The 26,929-nt window shown below is 46.5% G+C and carries 18 protein-coding genes; 10 read left to right on the plus strand and 8 right to left on the minus strand.

The genetic code is table 11. From position 1 onward, the window contains the following. Nucleotide 1: 1 nt before the first annotated feature. Together JT717_RS12305 and JT717_RS12310 are read right to left on the minus strand one after the other, a co-directional pair. Complete coding sequence (locus tag JT717_RS12305; protein ID WP_205510769.1) at nt 2-2,458, minus strand: ABC transporter permease; 2,457 nt, start codon at nt 2,456-2,458, stop codon at nt 2-4. A 287-nt stretch (nt 2,459-2,745) separates the two neighbouring features. Next, complete coding sequence (locus JT717_RS12310; RefSeq protein WP_205510770.1) at nt 2,746-3,948, minus strand: bifunctional 3,4-dihydroxy-2-butanone-4-phosphate synthase/GTP cyclohydrolase II; 1,203 nt, start codon at nt 3,946-3,948, stop codon at nt 2,746-2,748. Nucleotides 3,949-4,601: 653 nt separating this feature from the next. Between JT717_RS12310 and JT717_RS12315 the strand changes: the two genes are divergently transcribed. Then, nucleotides 4,602-7,907, plus strand: coding sequence for a TonB-dependent receptor (locus tag JT717_RS12315; protein ID WP_205510771.1), 3,306 nt, complete (start codon nt 4,602-4,604; stop codon nt 7,905-7,907). A gap of 391 nt (nt 7,908-8,298) precedes the next feature. On the opposite strand, the gene JT717_RS12320 is transcribed toward JT717_RS12315, so the two are convergent. After that, nucleotides 8,299-9,123 (minus strand): alpha/beta hydrolase, encoded by an 825-nt coding sequence (locus tag JT717_RS12320; protein WP_205510772.1) that lies wholly within the window; start codon nt 9,121-9,123, stop codon nt 8,299-8,301. 110 nt (nt 9,124-9,233) lie between these two features. Between JT717_RS12320 and JT717_RS12325 the strand changes: the two genes are divergently transcribed. The 7 genes from JT717_RS12325 to JT717_RS12355 all read left to right on the plus strand — a co-directional run bounded on the left by JT717_RS12325 (nt 9,234) and on the right by JT717_RS12355 (nt 15,480). Next, on the plus strand, nt 9,234-10,220 hold the full coding sequence (locus JT717_RS12325; protein WP_205510773.1) for an ATP-grasp domain-containing protein: 987 nt from the start codon (nt 9,234-9,236) through the stop codon (nt 10,218-10,220). A 67-nt stretch (nt 10,221-10,287) separates the two neighbouring features. Continuing rightward, complete coding sequence (locus JT717_RS12330; protein ID WP_205510774.1) at nt 10,288-11,400, plus strand: carboxylate-amine ligase; 1,113 nt, start codon at nt 10,288-10,290, stop codon at nt 11,398-11,400. 133 nt (nt 11,401-11,533) lie between these two features. Beyond that, nucleotides 11,534-12,064: a hypothetical protein gene (locus JT717_RS12335; protein ID WP_205510775.1), complete on the plus strand. Its 531-nt coding sequence runs from the start codon at nt 11,534-11,536 to the stop codon at nt 12,062-12,064. A gap of 190 nt (nt 12,065-12,254) precedes the next feature. Continuing rightward, nucleotides 12,255-12,926, plus strand: a complete 672-nt coding sequence (locus JT717_RS12340; RefSeq protein WP_205510776.1) for an SGNH/GDSL hydrolase family protein — start codon at nt 12,255-12,257, stop codon at nt 12,924-12,926. A 124-nt stretch (nt 12,927-13,050) separates the two neighbouring features. Then, the gene (locus JT717_RS12345) at nt 13,051-13,887 is read left to right on the plus strand and encodes a type 1 glutamine amidotransferase (protein ID WP_205510777.1); all 837 of its coding nucleotides are present in this window, start codon (nt 13,051-13,053) and stop codon (nt 13,885-13,887) included. A 56-nt stretch (nt 13,888-13,943) separates the two neighbouring features. Beyond that, nucleotides 13,944-15,137 (plus strand): hypothetical protein, encoded by a 1,194-nt coding sequence (locus JT717_RS12350; protein WP_205510778.1) that lies wholly within the window; start codon nt 13,944-13,946, stop codon nt 15,135-15,137. A gap of 22 nt (nt 15,138-15,159) precedes the next feature. After that, the gene (locus JT717_RS12355; protein ID WP_205510779.1) at nt 15,160-15,480 is read left to right on the plus strand and encodes a cupin domain-containing protein; all 321 of its coding nucleotides are present in this window, start codon (nt 15,160-15,162) and stop codon (nt 15,478-15,480) included. A 91-nt stretch (nt 15,481-15,571) separates the two neighbouring features. Here the strand turns inward: JT717_RS12355 and JT717_RS12360 are convergent, their stop codons facing one another. The 3 genes from JT717_RS12360 to JT717_RS12370 form a co-directional block, all read right to left on the minus strand. Further along, the gene (locus JT717_RS12360; RefSeq protein ID WP_205510780.1) at nt 15,572-16,708 is read right to left on the minus strand and encodes an efflux RND transporter periplasmic adaptor subunit; all 1,137 of its coding nucleotides are present in this window, start codon (nt 16,706-16,708) and stop codon (nt 15,572-15,574) included. A gap of 7 nt (nt 16,709-16,715) precedes the next feature. After that, complete coding sequence (locus JT717_RS12365) at nt 16,716-21,083, minus strand: CusA/CzcA family heavy metal efflux RND transporter (RefSeq protein WP_205510781.1); 4,368 nt, start codon at nt 21,081-21,083, stop codon at nt 16,716-16,718. A 177-nt stretch (nt 21,084-21,260) separates the two neighbouring features. Further along, nucleotides 21,261-21,650, minus strand: a complete 390-nt coding sequence (locus tag JT717_RS12370) for a hypothetical protein (protein ID WP_205510782.1) — start codon at nt 21,648-21,650, stop codon at nt 21,261-21,263. A gap of 151 nt (nt 21,651-21,801) precedes the next feature. On the opposite strand from JT717_RS12370, the gene JT717_RS12375 reads away from it, so the two are divergent. Further along, entirely contained in the window at nt 21,802-22,677 is an 876-nt protein-coding gene (locus JT717_RS12375; protein WP_205510783.1) for a LytR/AlgR family response regulator transcription factor, read from the plus strand. 263 nt (nt 22,678-22,940) lie between these two features. Beyond that, nucleotides 22,941-23,633 carry a hypothetical protein gene (locus JT717_RS12380; RefSeq protein WP_205510784.1) on the plus strand — a complete coding sequence of 231 codons (693 nt, stop codon included), beginning with the start codon at nt 22,941-22,943 and terminating at the stop codon, nt 23,631-23,633. On the opposite strand, the gene JT717_RS12385 is transcribed toward JT717_RS12380, so the two are convergent. Next, nucleotides 23,626-25,668, minus strand: coding sequence for a putative porin (locus JT717_RS12385; protein WP_240348030.1), 2,043 nt, complete (start codon nt 25,666-25,668; stop codon nt 23,626-23,628). The genes JT717_RS12380 and JT717_RS12385 overlap by 8 nt on opposite strands. Before the next feature lie 105 nt (nt 25,669-25,773). After that, nucleotides 25,774-26,595, minus strand: a complete 822-nt coding sequence (locus JT717_RS12390; protein ID WP_205510785.1) for a purine-nucleoside phosphorylase — start codon at nt 26,593-26,595, stop codon at nt 25,774-25,776. Between the last annotated feature and the right edge of the window lie 334 nt (nt 26,596-26,929).

The following is a 26,929-nucleotide window of genomic DNA, read 5'->3' on the forward strand; positions in this document are numbered from 1 at the left end:
ATTATTCGGTCCTTAAGCTTTTTACCGGGTTTGCAATGGCTGCTTTTATCGCCTGTACACTTATCGTTGCAAGTGCAATAATGATGGAGGCGAACCCACATGCGGCAAATAACCACCAGCTGATCCTGACGCGGTAAGCATAATCCTGCAACCATTGGTGCATGTAATACCATGCAAAAGGCATAGCGATCGCAAAGGCAATGGCAATAAGTATGATAAACTCTTTGGAGAATAAATAAACGATATTACCTGCAGTAGCGCCCAGTACTTTCCGAATACCAACTTCTTTTGTTCGCTGCGCCGCCATGAATGAGGCCAATCCATACAAACCAAGGCAGCTAAGGAATATTGCTATGGCTGCAAAAATTTTATACAGCTGCGCTAACTGGCTTTCCTGTTTGTAAAAGTTATGAATTTTCTCATCGAGGAACCTGTATTCATAAACATACTGGGGAAATGTTCGCTCCCAGATCGTTTTAACAGCTTCCATAGACGAAGACAGTTCTGTTGTGGCCAGCTTTATGGAAGCCTGCCGGTACATCGTATTGTTTGTAGTAATGATCAGCGGCGCCAACTGATGGCGAAAAGACCTGTTATTGAAATCTTTCAACACACCCACCACCGGACATTTTATCAGGCCATCCCATATGCTTATTTCTTTGTTCAGGATCTCTTCCGCTCTTTTAAATCCCAAACTTTTCACAAGCGATTCATTCACCAAAAATTCTCTTGTTAAACCGGAAGGCTGCAAATTCCTTCCGGCTACCAGCTGTAGTTTATACGTTGGCATATACTCGTCGTCGGCGAATTTGGTGATCACTTTAAAGCCTGCTTCTTTTGTGGCATGGTCAAATTTGAATGTAGTCCACATATCGTTATCGTCTTCCACCGGGTTGTGGGAACTAAAGCTTACGGCCTGCACACCTTTCACGGTCATAAATTCCTGCCTTAAATAATCCGTCAGTTTGCCGCCGGTACTATCCGGCCGGAAAGGAACATTCACGATGGCGTCTTTATCGAACCCCAGGGGCCGGTTCATAAAATAATTCATTTGTTCTACAATGATGAGTGTTCCAATGATCAGTGCCTGCGCAATGATGAATTGAAACACCACCAGGCCTTTTCTTAATGAAAATCCCTTTGCGGTATTTGCGATGGTCTTACTCTTTAAAGCATTCACCGGGCTGAAACGGGATAAAACAATGGAAGGATAAAACCCTGCAAGAGCGGTTACCATAGCTGTTACTATCAGAAGAAATAAAATAATGGAAGGGTCCAGGATATTGAAGGAAAGTGAATGCTCCAAAAGATTATTTAAAGAAGGCAACAGGGGCATAGTAATTAGCGAAGCAAGCAGCACAGCGCTTGTAACGATCAAAAATGTTTCAATGAGAAATTGACACCGCAATTGATATTGATTACTCCCCAAAACTTTTCTTACGCTGATCTCTTTGGCTCTGTTAACAGCTTGCGCGGTAGAGAGATTGATAAAGTTTACGCAGGCAATTAACAGAATGAATGCTGCGATCAACCACAATACGTTCAGCAGTTCATGGCTGATCGTTTTGTTGCTGTAATTACCGGTTTCTGTGTCATAATGCACCGCACTTAATGGTTGTATAATATGGCTGTCTTTATTGTCCGCAGGCGCCATTCTTCGCGAGTAGGCTCTTAACTGCTGGTTGAAATTGTCAGCAGCAATACCTGGTGGCAACAATACATAGCAGCCAAAATCAGGTGCTGTTCCATTCCAATTGGGATTTTGAAATCCGTATTGTTTATCCCCTGTGAAATCCGTTCCGTAGGCCACTACCAATTTTAACTGGAAGTCGGTATTTGCCGGTATGGTGGCCAGAATACCTGACACTGTGAGCACTGTTGGCCCGGCATTGAACAATCCGGCACCGATGCGATAGGTTCCTGAGAGTTTAATGGATTTGCCCAACGCGGTTCTCCAGTCGCCGAAATATGTTTCTGCGATCTCTTTGGTAAGTAATACATTGTTCGGATCTTTTAATGAGGCATGCGAACCGGCGAGCAACGGAAAATTGAATATTGTAAAGAATGAAGGCGTTGTAAAGAATACACCGCTCCCTTCTCTGAAATTCTTTATTGGCCGCCCGTTTTCATCAAGCACCTGCAACTCGTCATTGTGACTTGCATATACCGGGGCTACCTGTTCTATTTCCGGAAAAGCAGTTGTCAATCCGGCAGGCATTGGGAATGGAACGCCTCGCCCATATGCGTTATCAGCATCTGCATGATGGTATTCGGTCAACACCCGGAAAATGCGGTCTTTCTTCGTGTGAAAACCATCGAAGCTGGTTTCAAATTGTATAATGATAAAGATCATCATACAAACGGCAATACCTACAGCCAAACCGGAGATATTGATGATCGTGTAGTTCCTGTTACGGATCAAATTTCTGAAGGCGGTCTTGAAATAATTTTTAAGCATAAATATCGTTTTGCCTCTTGGATGCTGTTCCAAACCAGTTACAGGTTTTGCCAATGCTGCGCCTGGCACGTATAAGCAGTGAAAAATATGCCATTCGATATTAGTGTGAGCTTCAATTTCTTACAAAGAAAAAATAGAGCCGGGTGTTCGTTTTTATTACAACGGACTGACTCAGTTTGATACAGCATGCTCCGGCGCCGTTTATAATTTGTCGAGGCGACTGTACAAAAAAGCCACCCCGGTCAACCGGGATGGCCTATAAAATAAGTTGTATCTTCCTCCTACACCTACTTCCTCAAGATCTCATGCCCTAACTTATCACGTTTGGTGGTCAGGTATTTTTCATTATGAGGGTTGGGCTCCACTTCAATAGGAACTGCCTCTACCACTTCCAATCCATAACCCAGCAAACCGGCGCGTTTTTTCGGGTTATTGCTCAGCAGGCGCAATTTGGTAATACCCAGGTAGCGCAGGATCTGCGCCCCGATACCATAATCACGTTTATCCATGGGGAAGCCCAGGTGCAGGTTGGCTTCTACCGTATCAAAACCGCTTTCCTGTAATTTGTAAGCTTTCAGTTTGTTAACCAGACCAATACCCCGGCCTTCCTGGTTCATATACAGGATAACGCCCTTACCTTCTTTTTCAACATGCTGCATGGCCGCGTGCAGCTGTTCGCCACAGTCGCAGCGCATAGAACCGAGAATATCACCAGTAAAGCAGGAAGAGTGCACCCGAACCAGTACTGGTTCGTCTTTTTGCCACTCCCCTTTTATGAGGGCCAGGTGCTCGTTGGGGGTACCTTTTTCGTTAAAAGCGATCAATTTAAAGTTGCCCCATTTGGTTGGCATATCCACCCGCACGATTTCTTCTATCAGTGAATCTGTTTTCAGGCGGTATTCAATGAGGTCTTTTATGGAGATCAGTTTCAGGTCGAACTTTCTGGCAATTTCTTCCAGCTGGGGCAAACGCGCCATTGAACCATCGTCGTTCATGATCTCTACCAGTACGCTGGCAGGCTCAAAACCAGCCAGGCGTGCCAGGTCATTACCGGCCTCGGTATGTCCGGCCCGCCGTAAAACGCCGCCTCTTTTAGCGCGCAGGGGAAAAATATGGCCCGGACGGCCCAGGTCCTCAGGTTTGGTATTGGGGTCGATCAGCGCCTGGATGGTTTTTGCGCGGTCGTGGGCAGAAATACCGGAGGTACAGCCATGGCCCAGCAAGTCAACCGATACGGTAAAAGCCGTTTCATGGAGGGCGGTATTATTGTTAACCATCAGGTCGAGCTTCAGTTCGGCACAACGGTCCTCTTCCAGAGGAGCGCAAATCAGTCCACGCCCGTATTTACTCATAAAATTCACTACCTCAGGGGTCACATTCTGTGCTGCGGTCAAAAAATCACCTTCATTCTCACGATCCTCATCATCTACTACAATTACCAGTTTACCATTTTTTATGTCCTCAATGGCACTTTCGATAGAATCCAGCATGTTTTGAAATTTCGGCAAAGTTAAAACAAAAGAGGGAAGCAAACAGCCCGCACCCATGATCCCTGAAGGGGAGCATAACTGCCTGAGTATTTGCTGTCTATGACAGATATACAACAGGAAGGGAATCAAATTGTTCACCCTGTTCTGAAATCAGGCAAAATGCTTACTTCCTGCTTCCTACTACTTACTTCGTACTTCTCCGCCCGCAGGTTGCCTGGCCTCATTTAATACATATAATATTATGTGTCATAAATCTTTGACTTTTGGCTACCATGCAGCCTTTTAAGTGTTCGACTTGCCTCTATAGCAGGAACCTCGATTGCTTCTCCCCATGAAAAAACAAAGGCAGGACCTTCAGGTATTTGGGTAATATTTCAGTGTAATGATTGACGTTAACAAACTGTGAACTGCTTTTAATATAGAGATAATGTGTTTGATTTTAATTTCTGTTACATTTGCGGCAACATTAAGCAACTGCTCCTCAACAGCATGATTCTCAAAACATGCCATGGTATCGCCTGATAGGCCATGAAAACAAATTTCTGTTCATTATAGCACCGGAAACCCCGATGTGCTGTGATCACTAACGATCTCTTGCGCCAGGTTTGCTGACAGTACCCTTTATCAATGTTTGCAAAATTAAACACGCATATATGAGAAATTTAAAGGCTTATTTACTAACCCTCTTACTGCTTTGTGCCGGAATACTCAATGGGTATTCACAGGTTACCACCAGTAGTATGACCGGCGTTGTTAAATCAGGCAAAGGAGAACCCCTGGTAGGAGCAACTGTGGTAGCCCGCCACGAACCAACAGGTTCCGCCTTTACCACCCTCACAAGGAATGGCGGCGTATTCGACCTCACCAACCTGCCCCCCGGCGGGCCTTATACGGTTACCATTACTTACGTTGGCTATAGTGCTTTCAAAAGAAGTGATATCAATATACCATTGGGTGAAAAGTTTGACCTGCTGGCGGAAGTAGCTGATAGAGAAATGCAGCAGGTAGTGGTTACTGCGGGCCGCAGAGCCGCTACGGAAAAGACCGGCGCCTCTACCAATATCAGTAACCGGCTGGTGCAAAACATGCCCAATATTGCCCGTAGCTTAACCAACCTCACAAGGGTTACCCCCCAAAGCAACGGAAACAGTTTTGCGGGCATGAATAACCGCTTTAACAATATCATGATCGACGGCGCTCTGTTCAACAACAACTTTGGCCGCGGCGGTGATGGTATGGTACCTGGTGGCGCAACCTCGGCCATTTCCGTGGACGCGATCGACCAGGTGCAGGTAAACATTGCGCCTTACGATGTTCGCCAGGCAGGTTTTGTAGGCAGCGGTATCAATGCGGTAACAAGAAGAGGTACCAACAACTGGTATGGAACAGCCTATGGTTACTACAGGAACCAGGAGTTCACCGGCCAGAAAGTGAAAGAGACCGATGTGCCCAATGCCAAACGCTCAACCAGGATCTTTGGCGGTAGCGTTGGCGGCCCCATCATTAAAGACAAATTGTTCTTCTTCGTGAACCTGGAAACAGAAAAAAGAAGCCAGCCCGGCCAGACCTATGTTGCTAAAAAGAGCCCGACAGATGCTGATCCCAATGCTACTTCGGTACTGGCCAGCGACCTGGATGCTTTGAGAACCCACCTTATTAATAATTATGAATACGACCCCGGTGGTTATGAAGGATATGATTTTGAGACCGATAACACCAAATTCCTGGGCCGTATTGACTGGAATATCAACAATCAACACCGTTTAACCTTACGCTACACCAATTCGGAGACCAATGACGATGATATGATCAACGCATCGAGCGTAACCGGTGTTAACGCCAACCGTATCAATAACAGCCGGCGCGGCGGCGCCACCGGCGGTATGGCTTATGAAGGAAGCAATTTCAAGAATAATGTGAAAGTATGGTCGGGGGTGGTTGAATTGAACTCTACCTTCAACAGCAGATGGAGCAACCAGCTGATCGCTTCTTATACCAGCAACCAGCTGGTTCGTATTCCCAACAGCAGCATGCCCTTTGTTGACATCATGCGCGATGCGAACAACGTGTATATTTCATTCGGAACTGATCTGTTCTCTTATATGAACGAGATCGACGACCGGGCCTTTAACATCGCTAACAATGTTACCTTCAATATGGGTAAACATACCTTTACCGGAGGTATCAACTTCGATGCGATGAAATTCGCCAACTCTTTCACCAGCGCCGGCGGCCCCAGCTACTACCGCTATAATTCGTTGAATGATTTCCTCACGAACCAGGCGCCGGCTGTATTTGCCGTGGCCTATGACCCAAGCAATCCGCTGGGCATAAAGGTGCCTGAGGCAAAGTTTTCGCAGCTGGGATTTTATTTACAGGATATTTACAGCATCACCAATAAGCTGAAGGTAACCGGCGGCTTGCGGATCGATCTGCCCATGTATCCGTATGACCCACCGCAGAACCCCGAGCTGGCAAAACAGGTGTTCAAAGATGAGAATGGCGTTGATGAGCAGTTTGACGTAAGCCAATGGCCCGAGCAGAAGCCACTGTTCTCGCCGCGGCTTGGCTTTTCATATGATGTACTGGGTAACAAATCACTTGTTGTTCGCGGTGGAACCGGTGTTTTCACCGGCCGTATCCCATTCATCTGGCTGGTGAACCAGGTAGGCGACAACGGCGTCATCCGCGCCACTTACCAGGCGACTTCCGCAGAGCTGGCCAATATAAGATACAGCAAGGACAGAACGACCTATATCCCTAAGAATCCGCCGCCGGTAGGTACCTCTATTCCCAGCGGTTCATCATACAGCGCAGCTGCCAAGGATTTCAAAATGCCGCAGGTATGGCGCTCGAACCTGGCTGTTGACAAACGTTTCGCCAACAATTATACGGCTACCGTGGAAGCTATTTACACCAGGATGATCAACAACGTTTATTTCCGCAATGCCAACCTGGGTCCTGAAAGTGGTACGCTGGGCGGTGTTGCCGATAAACGCCCTTACTTTAATAACGCTGCAGCTGCAAGACCAGTTCCTTTGGTTAACCAGATGATCGTTATGGATAATACCAGCAAGGGCTACAGCCTCGCCTTAACCGGTCAGTTGCAAAAGACTTTCTCCGACAAATGGGAAGCGGGCATCGCGTATACCTATACCCTGGCCAAAGAAGTGGCTATTGGCAGCTCTGACCAAAGCGGCAGCGGTTTTAATACCAATAACATAACCTTCAATCCCAATAAGCCTGATATCGGCTATTCCAACTATGCTGTTCCGCACCGTATCGTAGCCAATGCATCTTACCGGTTAGAATACTTTAATCAGCGCATGGCCACTACTTTCAGCCTGTTCTATGCAGCGCAGCCGCAGGAACGCTACAGCTTCCGCTATGGTGCTGATATCAATGGCGACGGACAAAGCAATGATGTTCTGTATATACCAAAAGATCCTTCAGAGATCACTTTTGTAAATGGCTTCAGGTCTTCAAGTGGTACTGTGTACTCAGCACAGGAACAAAGCGATGCCTTCTTCAGGTTCATTGAAAACGACAAATACCTGAGAGAGCACAAAGGTCAGTATATGACAAAATACGGTGCTACCCTGCCCTGGAACCATACACTTGACCTGCGGGTGTTACAGGACTTTATTTACAGAAGAGGGGCAACCAAACATACCCTGCAGTTCAGTGTTGATATCATCAACCTGCTGAACCTGTTGAACAGCGAATGGGGCTACCGGTATTCTTATACCTACGGCACCTTCCAGGATATGGGTATTCTGGGCGTACCTACACAAGCCGCTGGCAGCACGCCTTCCAATAACGAGGGTAATGAAAGATTCCTGCAGGCTTCACCCAAATTCACTTTTGATCCAAGGAACCCGACAAAAGCCTATCAGCCGAACTATTCAACCACCAGCACCTGGGGTATTCAGCTCGGCCTGCGCTATATCTTTAATTAACAGGATAAACGCATATAAAAAAACGTCCCGTTATGGCGGGACGTTTTTTTTATGCATAGTCGTATAAAAATCGCGGTAAGGCAGTGATAACGTTGGTTGGAGCGGGTCTTTTTTTCACTAAAAAAAGGTATTTCAATAGAAACGATCCTTTCTTGAAATGAACTATCGCTCTTTTCATGAAAAACGCGCTGTCCCTGATGAGCAATGCAATTACTTTATGAAAATGCTGCTTTTCATATCAGCATGAGGTCATTTTTCATGAGATAGCATATTGTTTTCCTGGAACTGCTCCCTTGCCTGTTCCTTTTTGCCCATTGCCAATTGCCAATTGCCCATTGGGAATTATTGCCTATTGCCTATTGCCCATTGCCATTTGCTCATTGCCAATTGCCTATTGCTTCCTGGGAGCTCTCCATCCCCACTTCAAAAACACGGGCAGGGCTTTTGCCCAGGAGCGGATATCGTGTTTCCCATCCGGTAATTGCAGGTAGCGCATATCTCTTCCCTCTTTCCAACCCTTGGCCAGCAGCTCCCGCATGACATCGATGGTATCGTCGATGGAATCAATTACTTTATTGCCATTGCGGTCTTCGGTTTCATCGAGCTCGCCAGCCTGAAAAAAGAATTTCAATTTAGGATTATATTTTCCCTGCCTGATCTGCCGGTGCATCAGGCGATCGGTAGCCTCATTAAAATCTTTCTCTTTTCTGTCTTTCGACCGCCACCATAGAGAACCGGAGAATACGCCCACCTTTGAGAAAATGTCGGGATGGTTCCACACAATGTCCAGCGCGCTTAAACCACCCAATGAAAAGCCCGCAAAGGCCATTTCATTAAAAGTAAGCTGATTGTAACGCGCATGTATAAATGGTACCAATTCTTCCAGGATGAACTGACGGTATTCGCCGGCTTTTGCACCGCGGCCTTTAAAATCGGGGCTGCTGATCATACCATATTCCAGCAATCTGTCTTCCCCACTATGAATGCCAACACATAATAATGGTTTAATGGCTTCTGTTTGCAGCAGGTAGCCGAACATTTTATCGAAGCCCATGGCCTCAATATCCTGACCATCGTTGAATAATAATAAGCCAAGTGTATTATCAGCAGGAAGCGGAGCGGGTCCGTAGATATTTATCGTAATGGTGCGTTGTAGCGATTCTGATGGCAACTCAACCGTTTCTACCATGATTCCGGTACTAACTTCTGTGTGCATAGCTGCCAAAATTAGGTAAATCTGCTTTAGCCGTAACGTTAAATGTGCAGGAATTGTTAATTTGGTAGGCAGGATCGTGCCGCTGAACCTGTTCACCAAAAAGTGCTTGTATGAAAAAAATCGGTATTCTTTTCGGCCGTGAAAGAAGCTTCCCCATGGCTTTTATCGAATGCGTCAACAGCAGGAACATATACGATATCACCGCAAAACCTGTTCATATAGACAAAGTAATACAAGGTGCTGCCGTTGAATATGACGTGATCATCGACCGCATTTCGCACGATGTGCCTTTCTATCGCTCCTGGTTAAAAAATGCGGCTATTTGCGGAACGGCCGTCATCAACAATCCCTTTTGGGAAAGCGCCGACGAGAAATTTTTTAACAACTGTCTGGCCGTACAGATCGGTGTACCGGTACCAAAAACCGTTATGCTTCCTTCATACGAACTGCCCGCGGATACCAGTCCTGAGTCCTTTGCCAACCTGGCCTGGCCCCTTGACTGGGAAAATATCTTTGAATACGTTGGTTTCCCGGCTTACATGAAACCCTATGCCGGCGGCGGTTGGAAGCATGTATATAAACTGCATAATAGCGCCGACTTCTTTCAAATTCACAAAGAAACCGGACAGCTTGTAATGTTGTTACAGGAAGAAATAGTGTATGAGGCCTATTACCGGTGTTATTGCATTGGCGGCAAATATGTACACATCATGCCTTATGAGCCACGCAATCCACATCACCTTCGTTATAAATGTGATTTTAACCCTTCTCCTGACCTGCGGCGCCAGATGGAAGACATTGTAATCCGGCTCAATCAATTCCTGGGTTATGATTTTAACAGTGTTGAACTGGCCATCCGGGATGGCGTTCCATATGCCATAGATTTTTGTAACCCGGTGCCCGATGCCGACCCGCATCATATCGGTGACGACAATTTTGAATGGGTCGTTGACACTGCTGCCACCTATGCTGTTGAAAGGGCGATCGTTCATGAAGCGGGGCACGATAATCTTACCTGGGGCACATTCACGCGGCGCAGTGTAAACCGGGAACCTTTGGGAATACTGAAAGGTGAAAAATTAGAACAGGGAGAATGAAGAAGAGTTAATAAGTTTGTGAGTTATTCATTCCCCACGTTATTAAGTTCATTAGAAGCATTAAGAAATGGCAAATATCAACTTAACGCATTTTACGATTGGTATCGAAGAAGAATACATGGTGCTTGACCCCGTTAGCCGTGAGTTGAAGAGCCACCAGCAAAAGATCGTTTCAGAAGGACAAAAAGTTATAAAAGATAAAGTAAAAGCGGAAATGCACCAGGCGGTGGTGGAAGTAGGCTCTGATGTTTGCCGTAATGTGGATGAAGCCTTTAACGACGTGAGTCACCTTCGCCGCACCATTTCACATATTGCCGGTGATCTCGGCTTTTGGGTAGGCGCCGCAGGTACGCATCCTTTCAGTCACTGGGAAAGCCAGTTAATAACCGACCATGTACGCTATAAAGAGATCCTGGATGTGCTGCAGGATGCCGCCCGCAGTAATCTTATCTTCGGCTTGCATGTGCATATAGGGATGGAAAGCAGGGAAATGGCAAATCACATAGCGAATTCAACCAGGTACTTTCTGCCACATATATACGCCCTCAGCACCAATTCCCCCTTTTGGGAAGGAAGAAATACCGGTTATAAATCATACCGAACGAAAATATTCGATAAGTTTCCCCGCACCGGCATCCCCGAAACCTTCGACACTATCGAAGATTATGATAATTTCATAAAACTGCTGGTAAAAACGAACTGTATCGACAACGCCAAGAAAATATGGTGGGACCTGCGGGTACATCCTTTTTATAATACGGTTGAATTCAGGATCTGCGATGTGCCTTTGACCATCCAGGAAACCATTGCCATCGCCGCATTATTCCAGGGCGTTTGTGCCAAGATCTATAAACTTCGGTTGCAAAACCTCAACTTTATTCAATACTCACGGGCGCTCATCAACGAAAACAAATGGCGGGCCAGCCGCTATGGCATCGATGGATTACTGATCGATTTTGGCAAGGAAGAGGAGATCAATACCCGGGTACTGATATACGAGCTGCTCGATTTTGTAGACGATGTGGTAGATGAACTGGGCAGCCGCCATGCCATCAACTTCATTGCAAAACTTATGGAAGAAGGCACAGGTGCCGACCGGCAGCTGAAAGTGTTTCAACAAACGAACAGCCTGGTGAGTGTTGTGGATTATATTCATAGCCAGTTCCTGGCGGGCATATAACGTGCCCACACATTACATTTTAACGTAATGGCACAATAATTATTCACATTAGCGCGTTTAAACCGTCAATCCCGTCCCCTACGCTTACCCGGTAATCCCGAAATAAATATCTTTGGTTAAAATCTGTTCCGGTATGAAACAATTCCTGGTTAAAAGCTGGCCTGTTTTGCTATTGGCCGTATTTGTAGCCTCATGCGGTAAAGAAGTAAGCCGTAATGACGACCTTTCGCAATACTACATCAAATGCAAGATCGGCACTAAAGACAAAACGTTTAATTTCATGCCTGCAGCTATAAAGCAGGATCTTGGCGGCGGTGTTATAAACTATTCTGTTTTTGGAAAAGTATCTAATGATCCGGCCGATATGGAAAGCCTGGGTTTTACCATTCAACTATTGATCCCTTTTAAGCCCGGCACTTACAAAGAAACAGACCCCACGAGCGACTACAGTGTGGGATGCCTTTATAACCCCAACACCACCATACCGGAATATATTTTCGTAAACCAGGGCGATGACACCAATCCATTAGAGATCACCTTCACTGAAGTTAGCAGCACCCAGCTGAGCGGGACGTTTAAAGGAAAGCTGTTATTGAACAATGCCGGTCCGAAGGCTGATTCTGCTGTTATTTCCAATGGGCAGTTTAAGGTCAGGATCCAATAGGTGAATGGTGAATGGTCAATGGTGAATAACGACTGCTCCTTCCTGCTACCGCTTATCGCAACTACTTCTTTTTGTATCCTTTTATCCAATTTCCCCTTTTGAACCGCAGAACAATGCAGACGGGAATTTTATGCATAAGATCAAAAATTTGTGATTAGATTCGCTGCCATTTCTTTCTAAACCTATAGTTATGAGATTGCTTCTGTACATTACATCATTTATTGCTATTGCATTAGTAAGTTTTACCGGTATGCAGCAAAAACAGCGCGTCGTTTTCTTTGGAGATTCCATTACCCAGGCCGGTGTTGGCCCCAACGGCTATATTACGCAGTTAGGCAACCTGATCGACAAAAAAGGATTAAAAGATCAATACGAACTGGTAGGCGCCGGTATCAGCGGCAATAAAGTAACGGATCTGTATCTAAGAATGGAAGAGGATGTAATGGCTAAGAATCCAACAACCGTCGTGATCTGGATCGGTGTAAACGACGTTTGGCATAAAAAGACCGGCGGCACAGGCACCGATGCCAACAAATTTGAACAATTCTATAATGCCATCTTAAAGAAGCTGCAGGCAAAAAATATAAAAGTGATCCTGTGTACACCAGCTGCTATTGGTGAAAAGACCGATTTCACCAATGAGCTGGACGGCGACCTGAACAAATACGCCGGTATCATTCGCAATATTGCCACGAAACATAACTGCCAGCTGGTAGATCTTCGCAAGGCCTTTCTCGCCTATAACCTGGCGAATAATGCCGAGAATAAGGACCGCGGGATCTTAACTACAGATGGCGTTCACCTCAACGAAAAGGGCAACCTGTTTGTAGCCGAAGAAATGATGAAGGTGCTGCTAAAATAACGAGGCCCGGCATAACCTTTTTTCAGTTTGGTTGTTCTATTATTAAGTGACATTCAAATTTTTTAGGGATTAACTTATATACAGTAGTCAAATACTGTATATAAGTTATTTTTGCATTTATACTATGAATAAACCACAAACCATACGGGTGGCCTTGCTGGATCTGTATGAAGGCCAGGTGAATGAGGGCATGCGGTGCATCAGGGATATTTTGCACCAGTATAGCCTAACGCATGGCGTAAACCTGGTTTGTAAAGAATTTGACGTGCGCCTTAAAGGCCAGACACCTGATTTACATTACGATATATATATTTCTTCCGGCGGCCCGGGTTCACCGGTGATCAGCGGTCACGAATGGGAGCGGCGGTATTTTGAATGGGTATATGAACTGGAACAATACAATAAAAGCACGCGGGGCCCTAAAAAACATGTATATTTTATCTGTCACTCCTTTCAGTTGGCGGTTCAGTATTTTAGAGTGGCCAAAGTAACCAAACGCAAATCCACCGCTTTTGGCGTTTTTCCCATACATATGCTGCCCGATGGTAAAGAGGAACCGGTTTTCACCGGCCTGCAGGATCCCTTTTATGCAGTTGACAGCCGCAACTACCAGGTAGTGGAGCCAGATCACCATCAATTACAACAGATCGGCGCTTCCATCTTAGCTATCGAAAAAGAACGGCCGCATGTTCCATTGGAAAGGGCTATTATGGGAATGCGGTTCAATGAATACATGGTAGGCACCCAATTTCATCCGGAAGCGGATGCGCCTGGCATGAGCCGCTACCTGCAAAGGGAAGACAAGAAACAAATGGTGATCAAAAACCATGGGTTTGAAAAATGGCAGTCGATGATCGAACAGCTGAATGATCCGGATAAGATCCTGTATACCTACTCGCACATTCTTCCCAACTTTCTACATGTGGCGATAGATGCAAAGCGCTTAGCACCTAACGCTTAACTGGTAACCGGTAACTGCTAACTTCTGCTTACCTTCAATGTCAAAACTGATTCAGCATGGTTCCCGGTTTGCGAAAAGCGTTCAATGACACCTTTGCCGTTGAGAAATATGAAGCATTTTTAAAAGACCTGCACAGTAAATATCCTGGCGCTATAGAATTCCGGCTTTGTGAAACACCGGTATTTGTTGATAGATCCTTTACCGCTCAAATGATCGAGGCCTGTGAGCATATTATCGATGTGGTTACCGATCCATCGTTTAAACAAATGACCGAGGCATCCATCCCCAACACGGAACGGGTGCCCAACGAGAACGACCGGTGCGCCATGTTTGCCTTCGATTTCGGCATCTGCCTGAACGACCAGCAGCAACCAGAGCCACGCCTTATTGAAATGCAGGGCTTCCCCAGTCTCTTTGGCTTCCAGGTATTTTATCCCGATCTCTTCAGGGAACATTTTCCCATTCCTGAAAATTACAGCCAGTTCCTCAACGGCCATACCCGCGAAACCTATTTGCAGCTGTTGAAAGAAGTGATCCTGGAAGATGTGCCGGTAGAAAATACCATTCTGCTGGAAATAAAACCGCATGAACAAAAAACAAGGATCGATTTCTATAATACCCGGGAATACCTGGGTATACAACCTGTTTGTATTACCGAGCTAATCCAGGAAGGAAAGGACCTGTATTATATGCGGACCGGAAAAAAAACACCGGTGAAGCGCATTTACAATCGCGTTATCTTCGATGAACTGCAGGCAAAAAAGAATACATTAGGTAATTATGTTGATATCACCCAGGACCTGAATGTGCAATGGGTGCCTCATCCTAACTGGTTTTACCGCATCAGCAAATACACGCTGCCCTTTCTCCACCATCCATACGTGCCCGCTACTTATTTCCTGCATGAGATAAAACAGGTTCCCGCCGATCTCGAAAATTATGTATTGAAACCTTTGTTCTCTTTTGCAGGGCAGGGCGTAGTAATAGATGTAACAAGGGCAGATATTGAAAAGATCGATGATCCGCACAACTGGATCCTGCAACGGAAAGTGCAATATGCCGAGATCATAGAAACCCCCGACATGCCCGCCAAAGCCGAGATCAGGATCATGTATATATGGAAAAAAGGCTGGGAAAGGCCGCAACCTGTTATTAACCTGGCCCGTTTAAGCAAAGGCAAAATGATCGGTGTGGCCTATAATAAAGATAAAACCTGGGTAGGCGGCAGTGTTTGCTTTATAGAACGATAATTCTGTTTATAAATAAATTATTATGCAACACCTTGATGACGTTAAAGGCAAAGAGATCGTACCGGGATTATATGGCCGTTTTATCCATGGCGACAATATAACCCTGTCCTTTGTAGATATTCAACCAGGCGCGCAATTGCCGGAACACAGCCACCCGCATGAACAAATCACTTTTATTATGGAAGGTGAACTGGAAATGGTGATCGGCGGTGAAAAAATGCTGCTGACAGCCGGCATGGTACATGTGATCCCGGGCAATGTTACACACAGCGCCTATGCGCGTACGGCCGTAAAGGTGCTGGATGCTTTTTCACCGGTAAGGGAAGATTATATAATTCATTAAGTTATTCAGTTCGTAAGTTATCAAGTTCTCAATCAGTTGCGAATGCAACTCATAACTGAACAACTCAATAACTTACGAACTTGTATTGAACTCATTCTTCTTCCGCTGTATTCTTCATCTTACCCAATACGGCATAGGCATTTTTAGTAACCACCTGCATGCCCTTTAACTCAATAGCTTTTGACTGAACGGCCACCCGGCCATTTTCCCTGATACCGGTTTCAACATCTACCAGCTGGAAATGCTTATTCCCGTTTACCTGCACAATATATTGCTGGTTGCCATAGCGCACTACAGCGTCTTCGGGCACCGTAAGCGAAGGAACATGTTCAATTTGTATCGTGGCATTTAAAAACATGCCGGGCAACAGGTTTTTCGGCCTTGTTTTGAAATGGCAATGAATAATGCCACTGCGGTTCATATCTACATTGCGGGTAACCAGTATAACTTCACAATCGTATTCCTTGTCGGGCTCATCTACGAAAGACACTTTTACCAGCTGATCTACCTTTATTTTAGGCATATCCTTTTCAAAGACCGTTAATGCCGCATGGATATCATCGGGATTGATCAGTTCAAACAACACATCGGTAGCATTCACAAACTTGCCGATGTTAACATTCACTTTCGACACAAAACCATTGATGGGCGAATACACCGGCACACTGCGGGAAATGGTATTTTCATTTAATGATGCCGGATTGATATTGATCAGCCGCAGTTTTTCTGCCAGCGCTTTTACCTGTACTTTCTGCGCAGCAAAATCAGCATTTACTTGTTGAAAGGTTTTGGCCGCGGCCACCTGTTGTTCACTTAATTCCTTTTGCCGGTCATATTCCTGTTGTAAATATCGTAAGCGGGCCTGCGCCATCAGGTAATCCTGTTGCAGCTGCACCAACGCCTGGTCTTCGATAATGCCGATCACCTGGCCTTTGTTCACATGCATGCCGGGTAATAAGGTGGTATTTTTAAGATAACCGCCTAACGGAAAACTAACAGAAACGATATTCTGTGGCGGTACATCCACTACCCCATTTACTTTCAGCACATCGTTCAGATCCTCGGCTTTTACAGCCCCTATTTCAATGCCGGCATTTTTGATCTGCGCCCCGGTTAAGGCTACCGCATTCAGCTCCGTTTCTTTTTCCGCCTCGATGGCTTTTTCTCCCGGCGAGGAGGAACAGGCAATGGATAAAAACAATACTACTATATAGATGAAATGCTTCATGTCATGTTCATTTTCCGGTTAAATATTCCAGTTCTATTATCGTGTTATTAAGGGCGTGCACGGCCTGCAGGTAACCCAGCTCTATGTTAACGGCGTTGTTCATTTGTAAGGTCCACTCAACATAACTCACATCGCCTTTTTCAAAACCCAGCCGGGCGTTGCGCGTAATTAAGGCCGCCTGTTGCAGACCGCTGCTTTCATAATACTGCACCTGCCCTGCATATTTTTTATAGGCTTCGTTCAGTTGCTGCCATTGATTGCTGATGTATTGGCTGGTAGCCGCTACTTCCATGCGGGCCGTTTCAACCTGTACCTGCTCTGCTCTTATGCGCGCTTTTACGGCTTTATTGAACAGGGGCAATGCCACCGACAGCTGATAGATATTAAAGCGGTCACCGGCATTATAGTATTGTTGTGTAATACCGTCTTTCGACTGATAGCCTATGATCGATTGATTGCTGTAACCTACGGTAAAGCCCGGCGTAAGCTTTGCCTTTTCAATATTCGATTGGGCAGCATTTACTTTTACCTGCTGTTGTTGCACCTGTACGGCGGGATGACCCGCCAGGGCCATGCTATCGCTTATGCCGGTATATTCTTTCTTCAATACCTGGTATTCAGGCAGGAGGGCTTCATTTGTGTTGAGCAGCCATTGCAATTGCTGCTGCTCGATATGCAGATCGGCTTTTACCTGTTCCTGCTGCAGTTTAAGCTGCTGCACCTGGGCTTCTGCATTGCTTTTCTCCAACATCGTACTTTCGCCGGTCTTTAACCGCAGTGCAGCCGCCTGCAGAAAGCGGCTGTAAATAGAGTCGAGCCTCAATAACAATTGTTGCCGTTCCAGCAGATCTACCATATTATAGAAAACGGTTTTTACCGCTTTGTGCAATTCCTGCTGTTTTAACGCCACCTGGCTCGAAACGGCCTGCTCCTGCGCCTGATACAGTTCTTTCTGACGCCTGTATACGACCGGCAATTCAAATGACTGGTTAATGTAAAAGCGGGTATCGTTTTGAAAGCTGTTTATGTTGCCGTACTCAGCACCCAATTGGGTGCGTGGCAGCTGCGTAGCGGTGCGTTGCAATTGCCTGAAATAAGAAACACCATTGCGGCTGACCTTTAACGACAGGTTATTGGTATCTGCCCGCTGTAACATCTGCTCCAGTGCCATGGTGCGGCCAGGAGTTGTTTGTGTAAATGCCGGCTCACCGATCCCCAAAAATAAAACAAGCGCTGCTATGACAGGTGTGGCCGGCTTCTTTACGCCTTTTTCAAACCACATATACAATACCGGCAAAACGATCAGCGTAAGCATGGTGGCCGTGATCAACCCGCCAATTACGACAGTGGCCAGCGGTCGCTGTACTTCGGCGCCGGCGCCCTGGCTTAATGCCATTGGTAAAAAGCCAAGCGATGCCACCGAGGCGGTCATTAACACCGGCCTTAAGCGTATGCGAGTTCCTTCCATAATGATCTGTTTAATGTCATGTATGCCATGATGTTTCAGCCGGTTGAATTCGGCAATAAGTACGATTCCATTCAATACAGCCACACCAAACAGGGCAATGAAACCAATGCCTGCCGAGATACTGAATGGCATGCCCCGCATCCATAAGAATAAGATGCCGCCAATGGCAGATAAGGGAATGGCTGAGAATATCAGCAGCCCGTATTTAACTTTCCCAAATGCGAAATACAACATCACTAAAATGAGCAACAACACCACCGGTACTGCAATGGACAAACGCTGGCGGGCTTCCGTAAGATTCTGGAACTGTCCGCCATAATCAATGTAATACCCCGCCGGCAATTGCACCTGTTGTTTTATTTTTTTATCCAGTTCTTCTACAATGCTTTCCACATCGCGGCCCCGTACATTGAAGCCGGTTATGATCCTTCTTTTCGCGTCTTCACGTTGTATTTGATTGGGACCATCTTTTATGGTTACGGAAGCCACCTGGCTCAAAGGAACCTGTGCGCCATTCGGCGTGGGAATTAACAGGTTCTGTACATCCGTTATATCCTGCCGCTGGGTATTTTCTAAACGCACCACCAGGTCAAAACGCCTTTCCCCTTCATATACGAGTCCGGCGCTTTGTCCGGCAAAAGCCGTATTCAACACCCGGTTGATATCCTCGATATTCAAACCATAATGCGCAATCGCCGTTCTGTTGTAATTCACCAGAATTTGCGGTGTACCCGTCACTGTTTCCACATACAGATCGGTGGCTCCTTTTATACCACTCACCAGCGCACCGATCCGGTTGGCATATAAAGCCAGGGTATCTAGGTCTTCGCCGAATATCTTGCACACTACATCCTGCCGGGCGCCGCTGATGAGTTCATTGAACCGCATTTGCACCGGGTACATAAATCCAAAGGTGGCGCCAGGAATCTCCTGTAATGCCGCCTGCATCTTTTCTGCCAGCTCATCGAAGCTGCCGGCGCTGGTCCATTCCTTTTTATGTTTCAAGATCACCATCAGGTCGCTGGCTTCCATGGGCATGGGGTCGGTAGGAATTTCACTGTTGCCATTTTTACCAACCACTTTCAGCACTTCGGGGAAACGGGTTTTCAGAATATGCGAAGCCTGCGTTAATGTATTCACCGAGGCATTGATATTACTGCCGGTAAGCATGCGGGTCTCGATGGCAAAATCACCTTCTTCGAGTTCCGGAATAAATTCACCCCCCAATCTTGAGAATACAAAAATGCTCGCCACAAAGAGTACGATACTGGCGGCAACAATTGTTTTAGGGAACCGCAGCATTTTTTTCAGCACAAGCCCGTAGATTTTTTCCAGGCCTTCCATCATCCGGTCGCTAAAGCTTTTCTTGTGCGAAAGCTTTTTGCTGAGCAAAAGCGCCGTCATCATGGGCACATAGGTAAACGACAAGAGGAAGGCGCCCAATAAAGCAAAGGTTACCGTTTGCGCCATGGGGCGGAACATTTTTCCTTCAATACCCTGTAAAGAATAAATCGGCAGGTAAACCACGAGGATGATGATCTGCCCGAATATGGCTGCATTCATCATTTTGGAAGCACTTTGCTGCACTTCTTCATCCATTGCGTTTTGGCTAAGCCGCTTTACGGCGGAGAAGTGTTTTGAATGATGCAAACGATGCATCACCGCTTCTACAATGATCACGGCGCCATCTACGATCAATCCGAAATCAATGGCACCCAGGCTCATCAGGTTCCCGCTTACGCCAAATACATTCATCAATATAATGGCAAACAGCATCGACAAAGGAATAACAGAAGCCACTACCAGTCCGGCCCGCAGGTTACCCAAAAACACCACCAATACAAATACCACGATCAATGCGCCTTCCACCAAATTGGTTTCCACGGTACCAATGGCATTGTTCACCATTTTGGTGCGATCGAGAAATGGTTCCACCACCACCCCTTCCGGTAAGGTCTGCTGGATCTTTGCTACTTTTTCCTTTACGCGCCTGATAACAGCGGAGGAGTTCTCGCCTTTTAACATCATCACCACCGCGCCCGCTACTTCACCTTTATCGTTATACGTCATGGCGCCATACCGGGTAGCGCTTCCCAAACCTATAACAGCTACATCGCGCATTAACACCGGGATACCGGCCCCGGTCATTTTCACGACAATATTGCCGAGATCCTGTTCACTGCTTATCAAGCCTTCGCTTCGAATGAATAAGACCGTAGGTCCTTTTTCAATATAGGCGCCGCCGGTGTTTTGATTATTTTTCTCCAGGGCAGTGAATACATCATCGATAGTGAGGTTGTACGACTTTAATCGCGACGTGTTCACGGCGATCTCGTATTGCTTCAACAATCCGCCAAAACTGGCCACATCTGCCACACCTGGCGTACCCAGCAATTGCCGGCGAATGATCCAATCCTGGATCGTGCGCAGCTGCATGGGATCATATTTTTGCTCATAGCCTTTTTTAGCGCGCACTACATACTGGTATATTTCTCCCAGGCCGGTGGTTACAGGTCCCATTTCCGGTTTTCCCAGATTAGCGGGTATTTGGCTTTGCACCTGTTGCAAGCGTTCTGCGATCTGCTGACGGGCCCAGTACACATCAACATCTTCTTCAAATACAATGGTTACCACGGATAGTCCAAAACGGGAAAAACTCCTGATATTTTTGAGGCCGGGAATCGTGCTGTTGGCCTGTTCAATGGGAAAGGTGATCAATCGCTCCACGTCGGGGGCGCCCAGGGAGGGCGAGATAGTGATCACCTGCACCTGGTTATCGGTGATATCAGGCACTGCATCAACGGGCAGCCTGGTCACTGCATAACTGCCCCAACCGATAAGCGCCAGCACAAATAAACCGATCACCAGTTTATTCTTTATAGAAAAACGGATAATGGAATGGATCATGAAATACTTTTTGGATGGGTACAGGTACACTATGGACATACTTGCATCGCATGGATCAGATCCGTATTATGCAGGCACCTTACCCGGTCGATATCAATACAAATCAATTGCAGGTGGTGTTACTCTAGCAGCAACGCCATCGCCAGTTCTTTTCAGGTAAATAAAACAATAATGATCTTAAGCGCAGCGGGGAGGTTGAAAGATATCTGCTACTGCCAGTAAGGAGTGATTATCTTCATCGTGCAGAATAAACTCATTCTTCGTTTCGGTGCTGCGTACAATACATTCTATTGCAGTTGTAACCGGACATTCACAACAAACACTGGTATAGGTCACGCAACAATCGGAATGACGGAAAGGCAGCTGCTGATCGCGCTGGTAATCCTCGTCATGCACATACTGATGAATGTAATGTTCGTTTAAAAAAGCCAGCAGCGAAATAGCAGGATCCTGTTGCCGGTGCTCAATAAAATGCTGTATCAATACCGGCATGCGCAGAAACTGGTGCAGTTCTGAGAACGACAGCATATAAATACTCATGAAAAAAATGGCAACGGTCCTTTTCACGCCCCAAATGTACAAAAGACCGGCCCAATTCATTCCCTAATAATTATTTTTTAACCTGGGTTAATTCCTTAACCCCTTAGAACTGAATATGGTATTACAATGATTGTTCATAAGTATAAATGTATCTTTACGATACCATCAAGACATAGCTATGGTATTTAACCGGCCGTTTCCTTTAGATAGCCCTTCGCGTACATCATTCCGCTACACTTTTTATGCGGCGCTGGTCGTGTTCCTGATCCTGGTCTTGTTGCAACCTTTTGGCATGGATGCATTGAGCACGCCTACCCTTATATTTCACGCCGCCTTATATGCGCTGGTCACTTTTATTTGTGCAACAGCCAATACTTTCCTGCTGCCCTGGCTTTTTCCAGGCGTTTACCGGGAAGAAAAATGGACGGTGGGCAAAGAATTGTTGCACATGTGCTGGCACCTTGTTCCCATTGCCATCGGCAACTGGCTGTTGACCCATTGGTTGTACCATTCGAAATTATCGGTGCATAACCTGTTCAGCTTTTTATGGATCACCTTTGTGGTAGGTATTTTTCCGCTCGGACTGAATATTTTACTGAAACAACAGCGGCTGCTAAAAAAATACCAGGCCGGCGCCTTGCGGCTCGATGAACAGCTGAAGCAACCAGAGCAGATGCCGCAACCTGAATCAGCGCTGCCCGGCATTTTAACTTTTACCAGTGAGAACGGCAAAGAACAGTTGAGCGTTGCCGTCAACGATCTTCGGTACATTACTGCTGCCGACAATTATATCCGCATCTGCTTTATAAAAGGGCACGAGCCCGCCTTTCACCTGTTACGGAACACTTTACGAAAAGCAGAAGAGAGCCTGTCGGCTTTTCCTCAATTTTTCCGCTGTCACCGCGCCTATATAGTGAACCTGGTGGCGGTAGAACATGTAAGCGGAAATGCCCAGGGATATAAACTGCATTTAAGGGATGTGGAGGAGCTCATTCCGGTTTCCCGCAGTCTTAATGCCAGATTATCTGAAGTCTTAGGTGCAACGGTGAAATAAAGCCGTTACAGGTTACATGGTACAGGTCGCAGGGACCTTCTTCAAAACTCATAACACAATCCAGGAAAACCTGAAACCTGTAACCTGCAACCTGTAACCTGCACCCCTGCAACCTGAACCTGCAACCCTGCAACCTGTAATGCGAGTTTTCTTTCCGTCCCAAACCCTTGCATTTCGTCCCTTGTATTTGGAAAACGCACTGATCTACAGGCATTTTTGTAAAAAGAACCAGCACAACGCCGGTTACTATAAAAACCAGTTTTATGACCAGCCTGTTAAAAATTATGCTCATCCTGCACATCATCAGTGGCTTTCTGTCCCTCGCTTGCGGACTGCTTTCCATGCTTAACAAAAAAGGGGCGCGGCAACACCGGCTTACCGGGAAACTGTTCTTCGCCGGTATGACCGGTGTTTTTATAACAGCCACTTTTATTTCCATCGTAAAGAATATCCCCTTCCTGTTCATGGTGGGTTTTTTCAGCTATTATCTCGCCTGCTCTGGTTACCGGGCCCTCTATCTTAAAAAACTGCATTTGCAGCAAGGGCCCGCCCCGCTCGACTGGCTCATCAGCCTCACGGGCATCGTAGCTGGTTTGGCATTGACGGGGTTCAGCTATGTATGGTTCTCCGAGCGGGGTATGTGGGGAAGCGTGCCCCTCACCTTTGGTATTTTCTGTTTGCTGAGTGGCTGGAAGGACATCAGGCAATTTTACAAACGGCCGGCCAATAAACTTCATTGGTTCTTTACCCATGGCGGTAGAATGGGTGGCGCTTTTGCCGCTACCGTAACCGCCTTTATTGTAGTGAATATGCAGATAGGGTCCTTAACCTGGTTATTATGGATATTACCCGGCGTATTGATCGGCACCTGGACCAGTTTGATCCTGACGCGTTACGGCAAGCAGTTCCAGCAGAAGAAAGCGGCTGTTCCCGGAGATACGGCGATCCCTAGTTAACAAAACTCCAGAAAATACCGACCCTGATCTGTAAACCAGGATAGGGATAATTGACCGTTGGCACATTGTTATTGGTAAATCCGCCCTGGGGAAATTTGAGGGCATTCAGGTTTTCGGCCCGTACATAAGCACTAAAGCTCTTGATGCGGAAGTGCAGGTAAGCGCTGATATCAGGCATTTGTAAACGCACGGTAGTGGTATCCTGGTAGAAGTATTGGCCAATGATGGGCGAATACTGTGGTGCCTTGTAAGGCGTGAAATACCGCATTTCGCCGCCGAAGCTGATCCGCAGGTTTTTAAAACCAAGGGTGCCATCATAGCCAAGCTGGTTGCGGGTAGAAAGCAAGGGCAGGTTAACCGGACCATCGCCCAGGCGCTGCTGTAGCACCACCCAGGTTTTCCAGTTCCAGTTGCCGCCGATCCTGAATATTTTTTCAGCCGACACCTGCAGCACATTGAACAAGGTAGAAGTCTGGGCCGCCTGAAAATAATTGGTGAAGTAAGTATAGTTGGTCGTAAGAAAATAGCGGCCGGTTAACTTCAGCCTTAATTTAGGCTGTTCAAATGTTCCGAAAAGAATGGTCGTATTTTCTTTATTAAAAGCATTAGAAACAGTATCCAGGTAAAAGCTGCTGATCGGGTTGAATATAAATGAAGGTGTGCGGTTGGTATTCTGAAAACCAACTTCCAGGTAGCCGATCTGCCGGCTGATCAGGCGCTTCAGGCTCAGGTACGCATTGTAGTCTCCCGCATTGAAGCCTGTTACATAAAAATTACCCTGGGCCTCGATATCCCATTTCTGGTTACGGGTACGGTTGCGGTATTCACCGTGCACAAAGAAGTTATAATAATCCCGGTTATCTAAATTAACATAATTCGAATCGAAGCTTCCCTTCAGGCTTTGTACGGAAGCGCCCAGTTTCAGGAATTGTTGCGCATTCTTGGCATCGGGGAAAGTATAAATGGAAAAATCATTGATGAGCTCGCGCCAGTGTTCACGCAAAAAGAACTCCTGCCGGTTGGCATCCAGTTTAACCGAGTACAGGCTATCGTAATAAGTACTGTCGGAAAATGTATCGCGGAAGCGGTTGTGATAGGTGTTCAATGCAATGGTATGTTCCAGCCGCACCCGCGGATAGAACAAGGGGATCACCGTAGTATCATTCACCACCATCGAATCTTTTTGTCCGAGGTCATACTGCTGCCGCATCATATAGGTGGCGTTGGTATGAAAAGTACCTGTGGCAATATTGGTGCTGAAGAAATTTCTGCTGCCCGGCTGGTCGGGGCCCAGTTTGGTGGGAATATTGGAACGCTCATCAAAAGCGCCGCCGGTACTGTCTTCGAGGTAACCATCGTTCAGGATCCCGCCATTCTCACCCGATTGCAGTTTATTCCCAACAACTACAATGAAATTCTGGTAACGTTTGTTCTTTGACTGATACCAGGATGTAAAGCGGTAGTTGTTGTGATTGGTGTTCTGATTCTGAAAAAAGCCCGGCGCATTGATCAGGCGGTATTCAAGCGACATATTCCAGTTGGGCTTCAGGTTCTGCGTATGCATGAGCCTGATATATTGTTCAGAACGAGAACCCAGCATATAGTTCAGCTCGGCATATGGCCGGGTGGTATTGTAGAAGCGGGCGTCGCTTGCCGTGAAATTATAGATATCGTAAGAATGAAATCCATGATCCCAGCCTGCTTTCATATTGGGTTCAAACAACAGGCTGCGGCTGGCATTCCCTAAATTGCCCAGGGTAACATGATACCAGGGTATTTGAATTCTCCTTGTAAAATCGTACAAAACGGAATCAAAATTCTGCATCCTGCTCGTATCCAGGTAACGGAAACGAATAGTGATAGAATCCTCCAGGCCGGTACGGTGGGCAATGGAATCGCCACCGCCCTGTCCCATGGTCATGCCACTGAAACGTCCCTGCGCCCTGCGAAGCAGGTCATCCTGCGCAGTAGCAGTATGTACAACGCTGGTCAGCAATAACAGCGTTACAAAAAAAATGTATTGAAACCTTAACAAGTATGAACGATTATTAAACAAGGCGACAAATTAATAATTATTAAACCGTTACCGGTTATAAGAAAGTTAATTGTATGCCGGCGCGTTTTGCGTTGCCGGCAGGCATCACAGGCCGGCTACCAGTTGTTTGAAAATTATGGTGAGCTTCGGCTCGGCTTCTTTCGCCGCCTGTAATACTTCTTCATGTGTTATGATATTATCTTCTTCTCTTATACCAATATCGGTGATCACACTCACCGCGAACACCGGTAAGCCCATATGTATGGCAACGATCACTTCCTGCACGGTGCTCATGCCCACTGCATCACCACCCAAACGATGGATCAGCTTGTATTCAGCCCTTGTTTCAAAGGTCGGACCAGTTACCCCGAAATAAACGCCCTCCTGTAATTTTATACCGGCAGCAGCTGCAATGGCGCGCACTTTTTTTATAAGCGCTTTCGAATAGGGCTCGCTCATATCAGGAAAGCGGGGGCCAAGCTCTGAATGATTTTTTCCGATCAGCGGGTTAATGGTGCTTAAACTGATATGATCTGTGATGACCATCAGATCGCCCACCTTAAATGCCGGGTTTACCCCGCCAGCGGCATTCGATAAAAGCAAATACCCAATGCCCAGGTGCTTCATTACCCTGATGGGATACACTACCTGTTCGGGCGTATACCCTTCGTAAAAATGAAAACGGCCGGCCATTACTACCACTTTTTTTCCGCCCAGTTCGCCGAAGATCAGTTTGCCATGGTGGCCCTCAACAGTAGACACCGGAAAATGCGGAATGGCTTCATAGGGAATTTCTTTCTCTACCTGAATTTCCTGTGCAAAGTTTCCCAGTCCGCTCCCCAGAACAATACCCACCTGCGGCGTGTGCGGATATAAACTTTTGATAAAGGAACTGGTTTCTTGCAATTGCTGGAGTATTCCGGGCATAACTGATTAATAATATTGGTGTGATTGCTGGTTGAAAATGCGTGCAAATATACAAGTTTCCAGTTACCGGTTTCCAGTTGCCGGTTCACCGTTCCCTGTTCACAGTTGAGGCTTTTCAGCTACTCCCGGCCTGGACGGAACTGGTTACCCGGCAACACATTCAGGTTGCTTAATAATGTTCGTCAGTTCCGGTTGCCGGGTACCTGATACCAGGTATCACAAATTCTGGTTTGCGCTAAACCAGGCGAGAGTCTGCAAACGTTAGGCCTGGTAACCGGCGCCTGGTAACCGGTAACCGGTGTTCCCCGCAATCGTTGCCGGAAATCGGCAGGCA

Origin of the sequence: Longitalea arenae, assembly GCF_016924755.1 — a bacterium.
Taxonomy (GTDB): Bacteria; Bacteroidota; Bacteroidia; order Chitinophagales; family Chitinophagaceae; genus Niastella; species Niastella arenae.

Coding starts and splice junctions, on each gene's coding strand:
- JT717_RS12305 (WP_205510769.1), bottom strand. CDS start 2,458: ATGCTTAAAAATTATTTCAAGACCGCCTTCAGAAATTTGATCCGTAAC.
- JT717_RS12310 (WP_205510770.1), bottom strand. CDS start 3,948: ATGCTGGATTCTATCGAAAGTGCCATTGAGGACATAAAAAATGGTAAA.
- JT717_RS12315 (WP_205510771.1), top strand. CDS start 4,602: ATGAGAAATTTAAAGGCTTATTTACTAACCCTCTTACTGCTTTGTGCC.
- JT717_RS12320 (WP_205510772.1), bottom strand. CDS start 9,123: ATGCACACAGAAGTTAGTACCGGAATCATGGTAGAAACGGTTGAGTTG.
- JT717_RS12325 (WP_205510773.1), top strand. CDS start 9,234: ATGAAAAAAATCGGTATTCTTTTCGGCCGTGAAAGAAGCTTCCCCATG.
- JT717_RS12330 (WP_205510774.1), top strand. CDS start 10,288: ATGGCAAATATCAACTTAACGCATTTTACGATTGGTATCGAAGAAGAA.
- JT717_RS12335 (WP_205510775.1), top strand. CDS start 11,534: ATGAAACAATTCCTGGTTAAAAGCTGGCCTGTTTTGCTATTGGCCGTA.
- JT717_RS12340 (WP_205510776.1), top strand. CDS start 12,255: ATGAGATTGCTTCTGTACATTACATCATTTATTGCTATTGCATTAGTA.
- JT717_RS12345 (WP_205510777.1), top strand. CDS start 13,051: ATGAATAAACCACAAACCATACGGGTGGCCTTGCTGGATCTGTATGAA.
- JT717_RS12350 (WP_205510778.1), top strand. CDS start 13,944: ATGGTTCCCGGTTTGCGAAAAGCGTTCAATGACACCTTTGCCGTTGAG.
- JT717_RS12355 (WP_205510779.1), top strand. CDS start 15,160: ATGCAACACCTTGATGACGTTAAAGGCAAAGAGATCGTACCGGGATTA.
- JT717_RS12360 (WP_205510780.1), bottom strand. CDS start 16,708: ATGAAGCATTTCATCTATATAGTAGTATTGTTTTTATCCATTGCCTGT.
- JT717_RS12365 (WP_205510781.1), bottom strand. CDS start 21,083: ATGATCCATTCCATTATCCGTTTTTCTATAAAGAATAAACTGGTGATC.
- JT717_RS12375 (WP_205510783.1), top strand. CDS start 21,802: ATGGTATTTAACCGGCCGTTTCCTTTAGATAGCCCTTCGCGTACATCA.
- JT717_RS12380 (WP_205510784.1), top strand. CDS start 22,941: ATGACCAGCCTGTTAAAAATTATGCTCATCCTGCACATCATCAGTGGC.
- JT717_RS12390 (WP_205510785.1), bottom strand. CDS start 26,595: ATGCCCGGAATACTCCAGCAATTGCAAGAAACCAGTTCCTTTATCAAA.